Origin of the sequence: Janthinobacterium sp. PAMC25594 (assembly GCF_019443505.1) — a bacterium.
Taxonomy (GTDB): domain Bacteria; phylum Pseudomonadota; class Gammaproteobacteria; order Burkholderiales; family Burkholderiaceae_D; genus Janthinobacterium.
The window spans coordinates 1061728-1076294 of the sequence record NZ_CP080377.1 but is presented as its reverse complement, the minus strand read 5'-3'; the positions used below and the strand labels follow the sequence as shown (position 1 = coordinate 1076294).

Annotated in this window: 15 protein-coding genes and 1 pseudogene; 14 read left to right on the top strand and 2 right to left on the bottom strand. The window is 59.5% G+C overall.

Going from position 1 to position 14567, the window contains the following annotated elements; genetic code table 11:
* Position 1 precedes the first annotated feature (1 nt).
* From KY494_RS04605 to KY494_RS04580, 6 genes and pseudogenes are all read left to right on the top strand, one after another.
* Positions 2–217, top strand: coding sequence for a hypothetical protein (locus tag KY494_RS04605; RefSeq protein WP_219890091.1), 216 nt, complete (start codon positions 2–4; stop codon positions 215–217).
* A 76-nt stretch (positions 218–293) separates the two neighbouring features.
* Positions 294–533 (top strand): annotated as a pseudogene (locus tag KY494_RS04600) (helix-turn-helix domain-containing protein); the annotation flags it as partial.
* Positions 534–553: 20 nt separating this feature from the next.
* Positions 554–718 carry a hypothetical protein gene (locus KY494_RS04595; protein WP_219890089.1) on the top strand — a complete coding sequence of 55 codons (165 nt, stop codon included), beginning with the start codon at positions 554–556 and terminating at the stop codon, positions 716–718.
* 57 nt (positions 719–775) lie between these two features.
* Complete coding sequence (locus KY494_RS04590; protein WP_219890088.1) at positions 776–1525, top strand: KilA-N domain-containing protein; 750 nt, start codon at positions 776–778, stop codon at positions 1523–1525.
* Between the two features lie 101 nt (positions 1526–1626).
* The gene (locus tag KY494_RS04585) at positions 1627–1926 is read left to right on the top strand and encodes a hypothetical protein (RefSeq protein WP_219890087.1); all 300 of its coding nucleotides are present in this window, start codon (positions 1627–1629) and stop codon (positions 1924–1926) included.
* A complete protein-coding gene (locus KY494_RS04580; protein ID WP_258194665.1) occupies positions 1923–4268 on the top strand; it encodes a DNA cytosine methyltransferase in 2346 nt (781 codons plus the stop codon). The genes KY494_RS04585 and KY494_RS04580 overlap by 4 nt, the downstream gene beginning before the upstream one ends.
* Positions 4269–4279: 11 nt before the next feature.
* On the opposite strand, the gene KY494_RS04570 is transcribed toward KY494_RS04580, so the two are convergent.
* Positions 4280–4885, bottom strand: a complete 606-nt coding sequence (locus KY494_RS04570; protein ID WP_219890086.1) for a hypothetical protein — start codon at positions 4883–4885, stop codon at positions 4280–4282.
* A 14-nt stretch (positions 4886–4899) separates the two neighbouring features.
* On the opposite strand from KY494_RS04570, the gene KY494_RS04565 reads away from it, so the two are divergent.
* Positions 4900–5340, top strand: coding sequence for a hypothetical protein (locus tag KY494_RS04565; protein WP_219890085.1), 441 nt, complete (start codon positions 4900–4902; stop codon positions 5338–5340).
* Positions 5341–5350: 10 nt separating this feature from the next.
* Here the strand turns inward: KY494_RS04565 and KY494_RS04560 are convergent, their stop codons facing one another.
* Complete coding sequence (locus KY494_RS04560; protein ID WP_219890084.1) at positions 5351–5932, bottom strand: hypothetical protein; 582 nt, start codon at positions 5930–5932, stop codon at positions 5351–5353.
* A gap of 56 nt (positions 5933–5988) precedes the next feature.
* Between KY494_RS04560 and KY494_RS04555 the strand changes: the two genes are divergently transcribed.
* The 7 genes from KY494_RS04555 to KY494_RS04525 all read left to right on the top strand — a co-directional run bounded on the left by KY494_RS04555 (position 5989) and on the right by KY494_RS04525 (position 14121).
* Positions 5989–6462, top strand: coding sequence for a nuclease domain-containing protein (locus tag KY494_RS04555; RefSeq protein WP_219890083.1), 474 nt, complete (start codon positions 5989–5991; stop codon positions 6460–6462).
* The gene (locus KY494_RS04550) at positions 6459–9086 is read left to right on the top strand and encodes a DNA methyltransferase (protein ID WP_219890082.1); all 2628 of its coding nucleotides are present in this window, start codon (positions 6459–6461) and stop codon (positions 9084–9086) included. The genes KY494_RS04555 and KY494_RS04550 overlap by 4 nt, the downstream gene beginning before the upstream one ends.
* The gene (locus tag KY494_RS04545; protein ID WP_219135397.1) at positions 9083–9490 is read left to right on the top strand and encodes a hypothetical protein; all 408 of its coding nucleotides are present in this window, start codon (positions 9083–9085) and stop codon (positions 9488–9490) included. Before KY494_RS04550 ends, KY494_RS04545 begins: the two co-directional genes overlap by 4 nt.
* Positions 9487–10293 carry a YdaU family protein gene (locus KY494_RS04540; RefSeq protein WP_219890081.1) on the top strand — a complete coding sequence of 269 codons (807 nt, stop codon included), beginning with the start codon at positions 9487–9489 and terminating at the stop codon, positions 10291–10293. The genes KY494_RS04545 and KY494_RS04540 overlap by 4 nt, the downstream gene beginning before the upstream one ends.
* A complete protein-coding gene (locus KY494_RS04535) occupies positions 10235–11128 on the top strand; it encodes an ATP-binding protein (RefSeq protein ID WP_258194663.1) in 894 nt (297 codons plus the stop codon). Before KY494_RS04540 ends, KY494_RS04535 begins: the two co-directional genes overlap by 59 nt.
* A 624-nt stretch (positions 11129–11752) precedes the next feature.
* On the top strand, positions 11753–13480 hold the full coding sequence (locus KY494_RS29990; protein ID WP_219890080.1) for a methyl-accepting chemotaxis protein: 1728 nt from the start codon (positions 11753–11755) through the stop codon (positions 13478–13480).
* A gap of 98 nt (positions 13481–13578) precedes the next feature.
* Positions 13579–14121, top strand: coding sequence for a hypothetical protein (locus tag KY494_RS04525; protein WP_219890079.1), 543 nt, complete (start codon positions 13579–13581; stop codon positions 14119–14121).
* Positions 14122–14567 lie beyond the last annotated feature (446 nt).

The following is a 14567-nucleotide window of genomic DNA, read 5'->3' as shown; positions in this document are numbered from 1 at the left end:
ATTGAATAAACAAGCCGAGGTCACAGCCGAGGAAAAGGAGCTGATCTTCCAGCGTTCGATGATCTACCGCCAGGCCGAGAAAGACCTGCAGGGCGCCAAGGACGGGGAGGGTGAGAGCGCGGCAAAGGCCGCGCACAAGGAGGCGCGCCAGAAATGGCGCGATGCCACCGACAGGGTGGCGAAGAAATACGAGGTGCCGCAGCGCGAGCCGCCATAACGAACCCGCACCCGACAGCTACAGCATCGCATGGCCGGATTCGGCCACTTTAATCACCATCAATTAGGAATATGACATGACGCAAACAACTGCAATTAAGCCTTACCGCTCGCTGGACGACGCTCATGGCAATAACGAACTGCTCGACATGCTGCTCGCCAAGGGCCCGAAGAACGACGCAGCTCTGGCCCGTGCGCTGGAAGTGGCGCCACCCGTGATTTCCCAGATTCGCCACGGCCGTCTGCCAATCGGCGCCTCGCTGCTGATCCGCATGCACGAGGTTTTCGACGTGTCGATCCGCGAACTCAAGCGCATCGCGCGCGCCGAGGTGGCAGCTTGACCTGGACGACGATGCAGCTGGAAGGCGGCGCGCCGGCGCAGGCCGAGCAGGACGCCCAGCATCAAGGGCACGTCGAGCACGAATTGCCGGTCGACCCCGGCCACGTGCGGACGCGCCAGCACTACGAAGCAATGCTGCAGGAACTGCAAGGCCAGAAATGAAAAAAGCCCGCTGGCAGGCGGGCTTCCTTGAAACAACAAAAATTCGCGAAAGAATTTATGACCGAAATTGTACAACACAAAAGTATCAACATCGCGGAAACGGTGATCACCACCGACCAGGACGGCCGTTTTTGCCTGAACGATCTGCACAAAGCATCTGGTGGTGAAGACCGTCACGTCCCTGGCTATTGGCTGGAAAACCGTCAGGCCATCGAATTGGTTGCGGAATTAGAAACTACCGGAATTCCGGTAGTTAAAAAAACTGGCCGCAACGGCGGTACCTACGTCTGCAAGGAATTGGTGTACGCGTACGCCATGTGGATCAGCGCCAAGTTCCACCTGGAAGTCATCCGCACCTTTGACGCCGTGGCCACCGCTCAGGCGCCGGCCGCCGCGCCCGCGCGCAGCGCAGTCTCGCCCGCCAAGGAATTCCGAGCCATCTACGGCATCGCGCGTCTGATCGGCCTCGACAAGAATGCCGCGGCCATCAGCGCGAACCAGGGCACGGCCGCCCTGACCGGCGTCAACATGCTGCAGCTGATGGAACGCACGCACCTGGCCACGCCCAGCCAGGAGATTTACTACACGCCGACGGAGCTGGGCAGCCGCTTCGTCAAGAGCGCCAAGGCGTTCAATCAGCTGCTGGCCCAGGCCGGCCTGCAGGAGAGCATCGCTGGCCGTTGGGTGCCGACGGAGAAGGGCCGGGAGCATGCCTACGTTATGGATACCGGCAAGGCGCACGCCAGCGGCACGCCCATCCAGCAAGTGAAATGGCGCGACTCCGTCCTGGCGGAGGTGGCATTGTGACTGGCCAAGCTGACAATCGCGCGCGCCCGACTTTTGGCGTAAATAAGACAAAACGCCGTCGTACTGGCGTCACTCTCCCGAAACAAGGCTCCCGCTCGTATTTGTTGCTGCAGGCGATGCTGGCCGGCCCCGGCACCTTCTATCAAATCTGCGAGCGCGCCGGCTTCGATATCGAAGAGGCGGGCATGGAGCACCGCCTGCGCATGATCTTCTCGCGCTTCATCCAGGGCAATGTGCGCCTGGCGGGCATTCGCTACGTGCTGAAAGATGCCTCGCGCGCGGCGCTGCTGGGCGCGGGGCCGGATCAGTCCGGCCAGGTCGCCACGCCGCACTTTCGCGGCACGGTGGGCGCAATGCCTGTCGTGGTCGTTCGCCGGCCAGCTGCGGAGGTGCGCCCATGAAGCGCGACGCCTTCACCTTGTCCCTCGACTTGGGCAGCGAACTGATCATCGATAACTTTGCCGGAGGCGGCGGGACCAGTACTGGCCTGGAACAGGCATTCGGCCGCCCAGTCGACATCGCAATCAATCACGACCCCGAGGCGCTGGCCATGCACGCGGCGAACCACCCGCACACCACGCACCTGTGCGAGAGCGTGTGGGACATCGACCCGATCAAGGTGACGGGCAATCGCCCCGTCGGCCTGGTCTGGCTGTCGCCTGACTGCAAGCACTTCAGCAAGGCCAAGGGCGGCAAGCCCGTCGAAAAGCGCATCCGTGGCCTGGCCTGGGTGACGCTGCGCTGGGCGGCCAAGTGCAAGCCGCGCGTCATCATGCTTGAAAACGTCGAGGAATTCAAAACGTGGGGCCCGCTGCTGGTCGAGGCGGACGGCAGCGCCAAGCCGGACCCGGCCAAGAAGGGCAAGACCTTCGACAGCTTCATCCGCCAGCTGCGCGCGCACGGCTACACCGTCGACTACCGCGAAATGCGCGGCTGCGACCACGACACGCCTACCATCCGCAAGCGTTTCTTCCTGGTGGCGCGCCGCGACGGCATCGCCATCAAGTGGCCGGAGCCAACCCACGGCGCGCCCGACAGCATCGGCGTGCGCGCAGGCAAGCTGCTGCCGTACCGCACGGCGGCCGAGTGCATCGACTTCAGCCTGCCATGCCCGAGCATCTTCGAACGCGACCGGCCGCTGGCGCCGGCCACGTTGCGTCGCATCGCCAAAGGCATTATGCGCTACGTGGTTGACGCACCTGAGCCATTCATCGTCGGTGCCGGCGGACCGGCGCGCGCAGGTGAACCGCGCCCAACTGCGCGCCCATTCGGCACGCTGCTGGCACGCAACGACAGCTATTTCTGCGCACCAACAATTGTCCCGGTCACACACCAAGGCAGCGACCGCACGGAATCCATCGGCGAGCCGTTCCGCACCATCACTGGCGCGCACCGCGGCGAGAAGGCGCTGGGCGTGGCCACGCTGGTCCAAGTGGGGTACGGGGAGCGTGAGGGTCAGGCGCCGCGCGCGCTCGACATCGGAAAGCCACTCGGCACGGTGGTAGGCGCGGCGTCGAAGCATGCGCTGATCGAGGCCGAGCTTGCGCCATTCGTCATGACCAACACCACTGGCCACCCTGGCGCTGGCGTGGGCAGTCCGGTACCGACGATCACCGCCGCTGGCAACCAGGCGCTGATATCGGCGCTGCTGACCGGAGTCGGCGGCCGTGCTGGCCAAAGCCGCCCGCGCGACCTGAACGAGCCGACAGCAACAGCCACGTCGAAGGCCGACGCGGCGCTGGTGACGGCTGTGCTGGTCGATGCCGCGCACGGCGAGGTGTCGCCAGGCGGCGTTAAGCGCTGGGGACCGGGTGCGCACGACGTCGAGGCGCCGCTGGGCACCGTTACGGCCAGCGGCAACAAGGCAGTGGCCACGGCGTTCCTGGCCAAGCATTACACGGGCGTGGTTGGTTCGGACCTGACCGATCCTATTGGCACGGTCACCGCATGCGACCACCACAGCCTGGTGACGGCATTTTTGACGGAGCATGCCAACGCGAGCAATCAGCGCGTGATGCCGGCCGACGAGCCGCTGCGCACCATTTGCGCCCAGGTCAAGGGCGGCCATTTCAGCATGGTGTCGGCGCACATCACCAAATTCCGCACTGGCGCCACCGGCAGCGATATGAATATGCCGCTGCCGACGATCACGGCCGGGCCGAAGGAAAATCCAGCTGGTGCGCCGCATGCGCTGGGCATCGTCACGGCGCATATCCAGCGCGACATGGGTGCAAGCGTCGGCCACGCCGCCGATGCGCCGCTCGGCACGGTCACGGCCGGCGGTGGCGGCAAGTCGGCGATCATCACCAGCAACATGATCAAGCTGCGCGGCACCAGCACGGCGGCCGGTACCGACGAGCCGCTGGGCACGGTCAGCGCTGGCGGCCAGCACCACGCCGAGGTGCGCGCGTTCCTGCTGAGCTATTACGGCACGGATCAGGCGCCGGAGATTGACGGGCCGCTGGCCACCGTCACGAGCCGCGACCGTTTCGGCCTGGTGACGATCCACGGCCAGGACTATCAGATCGTGGACATCGGCTTGCGCATGCTGCAGCCGCGCGAACTGTTCCGGGCCCAGGGCTTTCCCGACGATTACATCATCGGAGACGACCCGGCCCAGGGCCTGAAACTGACGAAGAGCGCCCAGGTGCGCATGTGCGGCAATTCAGTCTGCCCGCCCATGGCCAAGGCGCTGATCCTTGCCAACTTCGCGCATGAGCGCGAGATTGCGAGGGTGGCATGAAATACCTTGGACTATTGGCCGATTTGAAACTTAATGATTTTATAAAACCTTTGAACGTTTCCAGCAGACATGGATACATTTTCACTTCGTACTTGCTTCGTGCGCACGAGAATCAACCCCATTGCGCCCTGGTCTGTCTCTCCAAAATAAGGAATTTCCGCACGGTAGTCTTTCACTGCCCCAAGCAAGAAGAACATTTGATCTCGCAAATCGAGAATGGCCGCCACAGCCTCGGCGTTGCCTACCTCGTGTATAGGGATTGCATTCAAGGCGTTAATGATGCTTTCAAGACGGCTATCGTCGTAGTCGGCGTATTGCCGACTCAGATCGCCATTAACTCCAAATATGGCACAGGCCAGTTCGCTGCGCTCGAAAGCTGCGGTGCAAATCGCAAAAAAAGCCTTAAGGCGGTCCTGCTTTGCTCTTTCCACTTGTATGTGGCCAAGGTGATACGCACCAAGAATCGCGGTAACCGAGCCAATTGCCTGCACCCATGCCGCCCAGTCGCTGGGGCTGAATTTTTGGTGCAGCCCGAGTTGGATCAGTGCGCCGACCGCGAGCGCTCCGCAAGCAACAGGCGCAACCCATTGAATCTTAAATCGTTTAAAAGTTTCCATAAAGGAATCATAGCATGATCTATGACCTATCCCGCGCGGAGCGCCAGCACCGCGCCATCGCCACAGAATCGGCGCCACCGATACTGATCCGCAAGCTCTGCGCCTGCGGCAAGGCCAGCACCGCCAAGCAACTGGCTCAGCACGGCAAATGCGCCGCCTGCGCGCTGGCGGCCGTCCGCGACGCGATCATGCCTGGCGACTTTGCCAAGCTGCAGCACATGCTGGGCGCCGTGCAGCAGTATCCGAAGTCCAAGTGGGGATGGCGCAATTATTTTGCCGCCAGCAGCGGCCAGCAGCACGAGGCCATGCAGCGCCTGGTGGCCGCCGGCCTGGCCACGACCGGCCGTACATGCGGCGACATGACCTATTTTTACGCTACCCGCCTGGGTTGCAAGGCTGCTGGCCTTGATGGCGCTGGCATAAAGCGCGCGATGGAGGATGACGATGGTTGTTGAAACAAAATTTTTAGGCAGCGTAGAGATTGGCTCTTATGCCTCTGGCCCGACTCCTTTGTTCTTCAAGTCTGGTGGAGAGGCTATCCCAGAATGCGATGCGCTGTGCCGGACTCATATTGTCAATTTCATTTATCAAAACCATCGTGCTATCCATCGCATCCATCATGAGCATTGCCGCGACGACAATTTTTTCATCGCCTACTTCGTAGAGGGGAGCGGCAGACAACAGCTTTTGCAAGTTTGTGAATACGGTTCGGGGGACAATTTTCAGGTGAGTCTCATAGTCTTCGCGGCGCTGCAATCTCCCTGGCAGTCCGCAGATTGCGGCAAAGCAATGATCAATTACAAGCCGCACCGATTGATCGCGTTCCTTTTTTTTCTGGGCAGCCGTCGCTGCTTGGAGCGCAGCGCTGTCTCGGCTCTGCTTCGAGGCAAGAATGAACGCTCCGATTATGGCACCAATAGAGCCAACGGCGCCGACCCAGTACGCCCACTCCGCGACGCCCATTTTGTGCCAGGGTATGCCGCTATATCCAGCTACGCCTATGGCGGCGGCGATAACCATGACTACCCACTTATCGTACCAAGCCATTCCACCTCCAATTTAGGTTGGCGGAATCGTAACACGTCGAGTATTGGCGGTGGGGAATGAAACGCTCACCCATGAAGCCCGGCGCCGGCCTCAAGCGCACCTCACCCATGCCCAGCACCGGCATGCTCTCCGTGCAATCGCACCAGCGCACGGCACCGAAGCGCAAGGCCAGCTTGAAGGCCAAAGGCCCGCGCTCGACGCCGATCCGGCGCGCCGCGCGCGGCCAGGACTGCACGCTGCGCCTGGCCATCTGCAACTTCGACCCTGACACCACCGTGCTCTGCCACAGCAATTTCCTTGCAGACGGAAAGGGCATGGGCTTGAAGGCGCCGGACACGGCCGCGGCGTTCGGCTGCAGCGCCTGCCACGACGTGCTTGACGGCCGGCGCCCGCGCCCGACTGAGCTGTCGCTCGCTGGCCTGGAGATTGCCTTTCGCGCGGCCGTCAGCACCACACACGAAATTTTACGGTCGCTGGGCCTGCTCGATGCAGCGCCTGCCGCCATCAAACCTACATTGGAACACCCATGAGTGCATTTAGCCCGCAAGAGCAAAAATACCTGAAAGAAGCCGCGTACAGCGAATTCCTACGCGCCAAGATCAAGCTGGCGCAGCGCAAGGGCTTCGACGTGCCGCTGGCCGATATCCATCCCGGCCTCAAGCCGCACACGCGTGACATCGTGCGCTGGGCCTTGGCAGGCGGCCAGCGCGCCATCTTCGCCTCGTTCGGCCTGCACAAGACCAGCACCAACCTGGAAGTCATGCGCCAGATTGGCATCCACCGGCCGGGCCTGCGTCTGATCGTGCTGCCGCTGGGCGTACGTCAAGAATTCATCCGCGAGGCCGCGAAGCGCTTCACTGGCGAATACGAGGTACAAGTGCGGTTTATCCGCACGGACGCCGAGATCGATGGTCAGGACGTCGTCTACCTGACGAACTACGAATCGGTACGCGAGGGCAAGATCGACGTGCGCAAGTTCCGCGCCGTCGGTCTGGACGAGGCCAGCGTGCTGCGCAGCTACGGCAGTAAGACCTATCAAGAGTTCCTGCCACTGTTCGAGCAGGTCGAGTTCAAATTCGTCTACACGGCCACGCCGTCGCCGAACCGCTTCAAGGAATTGATCCACTATGCCGGATTCCTGGGTGTGATGGACACTGGCCAGGCCCTGACGCGCTTTTTCCAGCGAGACAGCGAGAAGGCGGGCAACCTGACGCTGTACCCGCACAAGGAGCAGGAATTCTGGCTTTGGGTGGCCAGCTGGGCGGTTTTCATCCAGCGCCCGAGCGACCTGGGCCATTCGGACGAGGGCTACGACCTGCCGGCGCTGGATGTGCGCTTTCACGAGGTGCCGAGCAATTACAGCACGGCCGGCGCCGAGAAAAACGGCCAGGGCCTGCTGATTCCGAACGTGGCCATGGGCCTGTCGGCCGCCGCCGGCGAGAAGCGCGACAGCATGGCCGCGCGCGTGGTGAAGGTTGCCGAAATCATGGCGGCGGATCCTGACGATCACTTCCTGATCTGGCACGACCTGGAGGACGAGCGCCACGCCATCCAGGCGGCCGTGCCCGGCGTGGTCAGCGTTTGGGGCACGCAGGACCTGGACCAGCGCGAGCAGCGCATTGCCGATTTCAGTGACGGCAAGATCAAGGATCTGTCGACCAAGCCGATCATCGCCGGCAGCGGCTGTAACTTCCAGGTGCATTGCCACCGTGAGATTTTCGCGGGCATCGGCTTCAAGTTCAACGATTTCATCCAGGCCATCCACCGCGTCCAGCGCTTCCAGCAGCAGCACGCGGTGCGCATCGACATCATCCACACCGAGGTCGAGCGCAAGGTGCTGGCCGATCTGATGGAAAAATGGCGCCGCCACGACGAAATGCAGGCCAAGATGGGGCAGATCATCCGCGCCTATGGCCTGGACCAGCTGTCCATGCAGGATTCGCTGGCGCGCACCATCGGCGTCGAGCGCGCCGTGGTGGCCGGCGAGCGCTTCTCGGTGGCCAATAACGACTGCGTGCTCGAAGCCATGCAGCAGCTGGATAACTCGGTGGGCATGATCATCACCAGCGTCCCGTTCGCCAACCATTATGAATACACGCCGAGCTATAACGACTTTGGCCACACCCAGGACAACGATCACTTCTGGGCGCAGATGGACTTCCTGACGCCGGAACTGCTGCGCATCCTGCAGCCGGGCCGCATCTACGCCTGCCACGTCAAGGACCGCATCAATTTTGGCAACGTTACCGGCGCCGGCGTGCCCACCGTCAGCCCGTTCCACGCCGAGGCGCTGTTCCACGGCATCAAGCACGGTTTCGATTACATGGGCATGATCACCGTCGTGACCGACGTGGTGCGCGAAAACAACCAGACCTACCGCCTGGGCTATTCCGAAGTGTGCAAGGACGGCACGAAGATGGGCGTCGGCTCGCCGGAATACATCCTGCTGTTCCACAAGCCGCAGACGGACCGCAGCCGTGGCTATGCCGATACGCCTGTGACCAAGGCCAAGCCAATGTGCCTGGACGATGCCGGCGACCGGATCCCGTTTGACCGCAAGGCCGCGCCGATTCCTGGTACTGGCTACAGCGTGGCGCGCTGGCAGGTCGACGCGCATGCGTTCTGGCGCTCCAGTGGCGATCGCCTGCTGGGCGCGGCCGAGCTGGCCAGTTTCGGCCCGGGCAAGCTGGCTAAGCTGTTCACCAGCATGTCGCTGGGCAACGTCTACAACTATGAATACCACGTCGAGGTCGGCGAGGCGCTGCTGGCCAATAAGGCACTGCCTGCCGATTATCTCAGCCTGGCGCCGGGCAGCGCCGATCCGGCCGTGTGGCACGACATCGTGCGCATGCGCACCCTGAACGGCGAGCAGTCGGCTCGTGCTGTCGAAAAGCACGTTTGCCCGTTTCAGATCGATATCGTTGACCGCCTGATTGGCCGCTACAGCAACCCGGGGGAGGTGATCTACGATCCATTCTGTGGCCTGGGCACTGTTCCCGTACGCGCAATGAAGCTGGGCCGCCAAGGCCGCGGCAGCGAGCTGAACCCGGCATATTTCGCTGACCAAGTGCACTACTGCCAAGCTATGGAGCGCGAAGTTAGCATGCCTACGCTGTTCGATATGGAACTGATGGACGAGGAGAATGCAAAGTGACGCGCGCAAATTTCAGTGAATTCGTGCTGGGCGCGATGCCCGGTACCAAGGCCGAGATCGTCATCAAGTCGGGCGTCAGCCAGGCGGCCGTGCTGCGGTGGGTGCGCCTGCTGCATTCCGCGCGCAAGATTTACATCGCAAGTTGGAAGCCGCACCCGCGTGCTGGCGCCGCCATGGCGGTGTATGCCGTGGGTGATCTGCCGGACGCACCGTGCCAGCTGAAGCATCTGACGAAGCGCCAGGTTCGCCTGCGCTTCGAAGCCAAGGCCAAGCAGGACGGCCGCTGGGATTCGATGAAGGCGCGCTGGCGCAGCAAGTACTGGATCCGCAAGGCGGGCGCCGTGGGCGACCCGCTGGTGGCTGCGCTGTTCGGCGCGGCGCGCGTGCAGGAGGGCCGGCTTTGAATTACTACAGCCATCACATCGGCGATTTTGACCGCGCGACCCGGCACCTGACGCGCATTGAGCGCAGCGTGTACCGTGATTTGCTCGACACCTACTATGACACTGAGCAGCCGCTGACGCTGGACCGGGCCGCGCTGTGCCGAAAAATCCTCGCACGTTCCGACGAGGAGGCAACGGCCGTTGAACAGACGTTGAACGAGTTTTTCATCGAAACGCCGACCGGCTGGTATCACCAGCGGTGCGAGGAAGAGTTGGAGGCATACCGCGCGTCGAATAGCCAGAAATCGGCAGCTGGTAAGGCATCTGCTGCCAAAAGAGCATTGAAATTGCAACAGGCGATGAACGGGAATTCAACGACCGTTGCAACGACCGTTGAACAGACGCTCAACGGCTCGGCAACTAACCAAGAACCAATAACCAATAACCATAAACCAGTAAACCTAAAACCTTCGTCGGCTTCGCCTCCCGATCCATACCCAGAAGAATTCGAAACGGCCTGGCAAGCGTACCCGCCACGTCCCGGTGCAAGCAAAAAAGATTCTTATAAGGGCTGGACGGCCCGCCGGAAGGAGGGCGTACCGGCCGAAGCGCTCCTTGCTGGCGTTCAACGGTATGCGAACTACGTGCTGCTATCTCGCACCGAGCCGCAATTCACGAAACAGCCTGCCACGTTCTTTGGGCCAGGCGAGCACTACAAGGCCGACTGGGCAGTCAGCGCAACGCAAACACAAAAAGGCGTCATTCATGGAAACTTTGGCAAGCAGGATTACCACAAGGGCGTTGGGGCAGATGGCACCTTTTGAAGGCAAGAAGCGCTTCGCCAGCGCGCAGATCGAGCGCTGCCCAATGCACGGCGAGTACACGGCAATGCTGATTCGCGGCGCCTGGTCCGGGTGCCCGGATTGCATGAACGTCGAGGACCAGGTACGCGAGGCCGAGCAGCGCGCCGCCTGGCGCCAGGAGCTCAAGGCGCGCGAATGGAGCGCAAAGCTCGGCCGTGCCGCTATTCCCGAGCGTTTTGCTGATCGCCGCCTCGAATCGTACCGGCCGGACTGCCCAGGCGCCGAGCGCGCGCTGGCCGTGGCCACCCGGTACGCCGAGAACTTCGAAGATGCACGGGCCACTGGCTCCTGCCTGATTTTCGCTGGGGATGTCGGTACCGGCAAGACGCACTTGGCCGTGGGCATTGCCCATCACATCATGGGCCACGGCTGCCAAGCGGTCTTCACGTCGGTGATGCGCGCGGTGCGTTCCGTCAAGGAAACCTACGCAAAGGGCGCCGGGCGCACCGAGGCGCAGGCCATCCGCGACCTGGTTGACCCAGACCTGCTGATTCTCGACGAGGTGGGCGTACAGCACGGTAGCGACACGGAAAAGCTGATCCTGTTCGAAATCATCAACGGCCGCTACGAGGCGGCGCGCCCGACCATCGTCATCAGCAACCTAGACGCGGCCGGCCTGGAGCAGTTCCTGGGCGCGCGCGCGTTTGACCGATTGCGCGAGGGCGGTGGCAGGCTGGTTGTCTTCGATTGGGAATCGCATAGGGGGAAACGTCCGAGCGTCCAGGCTGCGAATGCCGCTCAGGATTTGCCTGAGGCACCGCCGCACTGCGCAAGGGTCATGGCCGCCACGAAGTGACGTACCCATCAGAAAAAACGGCTTAAAAGGCTTTAAATGAAAAATCAAGAAATGAAAATTCCGCAGCGCTGTGCCAATATGCATCCTTAACATTGCCTCGCCAACCTATCACCAAGGGATGGCCGACGTTCTCGTGCAGTAGCACGACCCTTGTTGTAAATCTATATCCCGACGGAAAGGCGGGAGAACTTCGGCAATATGGCCTCAACTGCCAGCATTGGCTGGTGCCGCGTTCAGCCCATCGCCGTCATGTGGCTCGATAATGTGCATGTGTTTTGTATTGCACCGCGGAATTTATTCTGAAATGCTGATAGCTAGCGCCTCTGTTTAGCAGGTGAAAAATATGCAATATTAATAATATTAACGAAAGGTTCATTTTATGAAGATTGCGATCTGTAACAACTTGGAAATACAGATGTTTCCACTGGGAAATTAGTCTACTATGTAATTATAAGTGAGCATTAGTCGCTAATGGTCGCCATTTTTTGCCTGTGACCACCTGTTCTCCTCGCGGTCGCCACCTCGCCGCGCACCAATAAATTGCAGTACGAAAAATTTCTCTTGGTTTTGATGTTTTCTAATCAAGGCCTAGCAATACCGTGAACGCTAATTGGGAGTAAAAACATGAACATCGGAAACATGAAAATTGGTCTGCGGCTCGGCTGCGCGTTTGGTGTGGTTTTGCTGATGCTCGTAGCGGTGGCGATTTTGGGGTTAAGCCGGATGTCTGCGATCCAGGACTCCATGGAGACTGTAACGAAAGCAAACAACGTTGAGGCAAATATGGCAGCGACCATGCGCGCCAGCGTCGCAGATAGGATGATTGCCCTAAGAAATATCGTATTGTTAGAAGATATTGCCGGCATGAGCAAGGAGGTTGACCGTTTACGAGCCCAAGCTCAGGTTTATGCGGATGCAGAAAAAACTCTCCGAGTCACGCTCGATAAATATGGGGTACTTCCCGAAGAGACTGCGCTACTGGCAAGTATTCGCGAGGCAAACCTCGCCGCCCAGCCAATTATTGAAAAAGTAATCGCCCTTGGTTTGGCAAATAAGGGTGCCGATGCTACTAAGGTTTTGATGGGCGACCTGAGGGCAGTTCAGCTTAAATGGAATGCAGACCTCGAGACTTTGGACGCTAGCGAAAAAAGGCAGAACGACGAGGCAACAGTGCTTGCTGAGAATACGTACGTTTTTGCACGGACTTTGATGTATTCCTTAAGTGCTGCAGCTGTGGTTTTTGGTCTGATTATTGCATGGTTGATCACGCGCTCTATTGTCGAACCTATCAATCGAGCTGTTGTTGTCGCGCAGACCGTATCAGCAGGAGATCTCACAAGTGAAATCGAGGTGAAGACCTCTGATGAAACTGGGTTGCTCCTAGGCGCCCTAAAGGTAATGAACGATAACTTGCGTAAAATTGTTGGTGATGTTCGTAGCGGTACCGAGACCATGTCAACCGCATCTCAAGAAATCGCTGCCGGAAATCTTGATTTATCATCAAGGACCGAGGAGCAAGCCAGTTCATTAGAGGAAACTGCATCTTCAATGGAAGAGCTAACAAGTACCGTTAAACAGAATTCTGACAATGCGCGCCAGGCAAACAGCCTTGCGGTCACTGCTTCGGAGGTCGCTAGCCGGGGTGGCGCTGTAGTTGCACAGGTAGTTACCACGATGGAGGAGATTAATGAGTCGTCGAAAAAGATAGTTGACATCATTAGTGTGATTGATGGTATCGCCTTCCAGACCAACATATTAGCTTTGAACGCCGCGGTGGAGGCAGCACGTGCTGGCGAGCAGGGAAGGGGCTTCGCTGTAGTTGCCACTGAGGTTCGCAACTTGGCTCATCGTAGTGCGACTGCAGCTCAGGAAATTAAACTTTTGATCGGGAACTCTGTAGAAAAAGTTGGCAATGGCTCTAAGCTTGTACATGAGGCTGGCGTTACTATGACCGAAGTCGTCGAAAGCGTCCGCCGGGTGGGAGATATAATCAGTGAAATTTCAGCAGCCGGTCGTGAGCAAACACTTGGAATTGAGCAGATAAATCAAGCGATTATGCAGATGGACAGCGTTACTCAACAAAATGCGGCTTTGGTTGAGCAATCAGCGGCTGCTGCTGAGTCTCTTCAGGATCAGGCTGCAAGCCTGGAAAAAGTTGTCAGTATGTTTGTTTTGGGAACGCTTGACGGAAGTACACGTGGGCATGCAGCTAAAATCAACGTTACGCCGAAAGTGGTAAAAGCGCATCCTCGTGCAGTGGCTGTCAAAGGCCATGAAAAGAATGTTGCCCCTTCTTCTCAGCGGGCTAAAGTCGTTGCCAAATCGTCGTCCACAGAGTGGGAAGAGTTTTAATTGCGGGCACATGTCTGACCAGTTAATGTGCTAATGCTGCTGGGCTATTGCAAACCAAAAATGGGTGTTAACATGGAGCCATAAAACGAAAGGCACCCATGGGCTTTACTGACCGCTACATCGCATCGATAGGTTCGAGCAACCTGATGGACGACGCTCTACACCACCAGACGGACCCGCTGGCAGCCGCAGCGCTGGCCGGCGACATCGGCGCGCTGCTGTGCCGCGTGAAGTACGCAGACGGCACGCTCAACCGCTTGTTCGAAGGCAACCAGCAGAACCTGGCGCAGCTGCTGCGCATCTGGACTGTCGAGGTGATCAAGCGCGGCCGGACGCGCCGTTGGCTCCCAGAAAACACAGCATGGGATGCGCAAGCGGCGCAGGCGCTGTACCGGCGCGTGGCAGAGAAGTCGCTGGCGCACTGGCTCGACGGCAAGTGCAAGGGCTGCAGCGGTACCGGTGTCAGGGTGCTACTGGGCAATGGCATCTGCACGAGTTGCAAAGGAACCGGCGTCGCGCCCGTCTTCGGTGCGGCCGGCCTGGAGCTGGAGCGCGTCAAGGACATGGTGAGCGAACTGAGCTCCATTCACGACAGTCATTCCGGCCGGGCGGGAGGTTTGTTACGCGGCGGAGATATGTAGCGCAGGTTTTCTTTAAGCCTGTGTTTACAAACAGTATTTCTGCGGTATACTTCAGTCCTCAGTTCAAGAAAATTCTTCCGGAAATCGTAATGTGCGCATCGCGCCACCGATAGCTGGAACTCGCGACAGTACCCGGACCCAGCGCCGTACCTGCACGCCTTGAATTTTCCGCTCACCACGCCCCATGGGAGTGGAAGTAATACCACCAAAACCACTACGCTCGGCGCGCAAACGACGCGGGTTTTTTTATTTTCTGGCGCCAATTTGTCAGGGAGTTGGAACCAATCGGTGGGGATGCTGAAACTAGTTTTCGCGTCCACAGTGATTACATTGCACAAATAATCTCTTTGTTACAAAGAACGCATTTTCTAGTTGATGTTGATGATATATTAAATCAGCCTCGCCGGTGTCATTTCATCCGAATGAGCCGCTGATTTACTCATGTT

Bases quoted from the DNA above. Each gene is read 5' to 3' on its own strand.
- KY494_RS04525 (WP_219890079.1), top strand. From the start codon at position 13,579: ATGGGCTTTACTGACCGCTACATCGCATCGATAGGTTCGAGCAACCTG.
- KY494_RS04560 (WP_219890084.1), bottom strand. From the start codon at position 5,932: ATGGCTTGGTACGATAAGTGGGTAGTCATGGTTATCGCCGCCGCCATA.
- KY494_RS04550 (WP_219890082.1), top strand. From the start codon at position 6,459: ATGAGTGCATTTAGCCCGCAAGAGCAAAAATACCTGAAAGAAGCCGCG.
- KY494_RS04565 (WP_219890085.1), top strand. From the start codon at position 4,900: ATGATCTATGACCTATCCCGCGCGGAGCGCCAGCACCGCGCCATCGCC.
- KY494_RS04555 (WP_219890083.1), top strand. From the start codon at position 5,989: ATGAAACGCTCACCCATGAAGCCCGGCGCCGGCCTCAAGCGCACCTCA.
- KY494_RS29990 (WP_219890080.1), top strand. From the start codon at position 11,753: ATGAACATCGGAAACATGAAAATTGGTCTGCGGCTCGGCTGCGCGTTT.
- KY494_RS04580 (WP_258194665.1), top strand. From the start codon at position 1,923: ATGAAGCGCGACGCCTTCACCTTGTCCCTCGACTTGGGCAGCGAACTG.
- KY494_RS04570 (WP_219890086.1), bottom strand. From the start codon at position 4,885: ATGGAAACTTTTAAACGATTTAAGATTCAATGGGTTGCGCCTGTTGCT.
- KY494_RS04535 (WP_258194663.1), top strand. From the start codon at position 10,235: ATGGAAACTTTGGCAAGCAGGATTACCACAAGGGCGTTGGGGCAGATG.
- KY494_RS04590 (WP_219890088.1), top strand. From the start codon at position 776: ATGACCGAAATTGTACAACACAAAAGTATCAACATCGCGGAAACGGTG.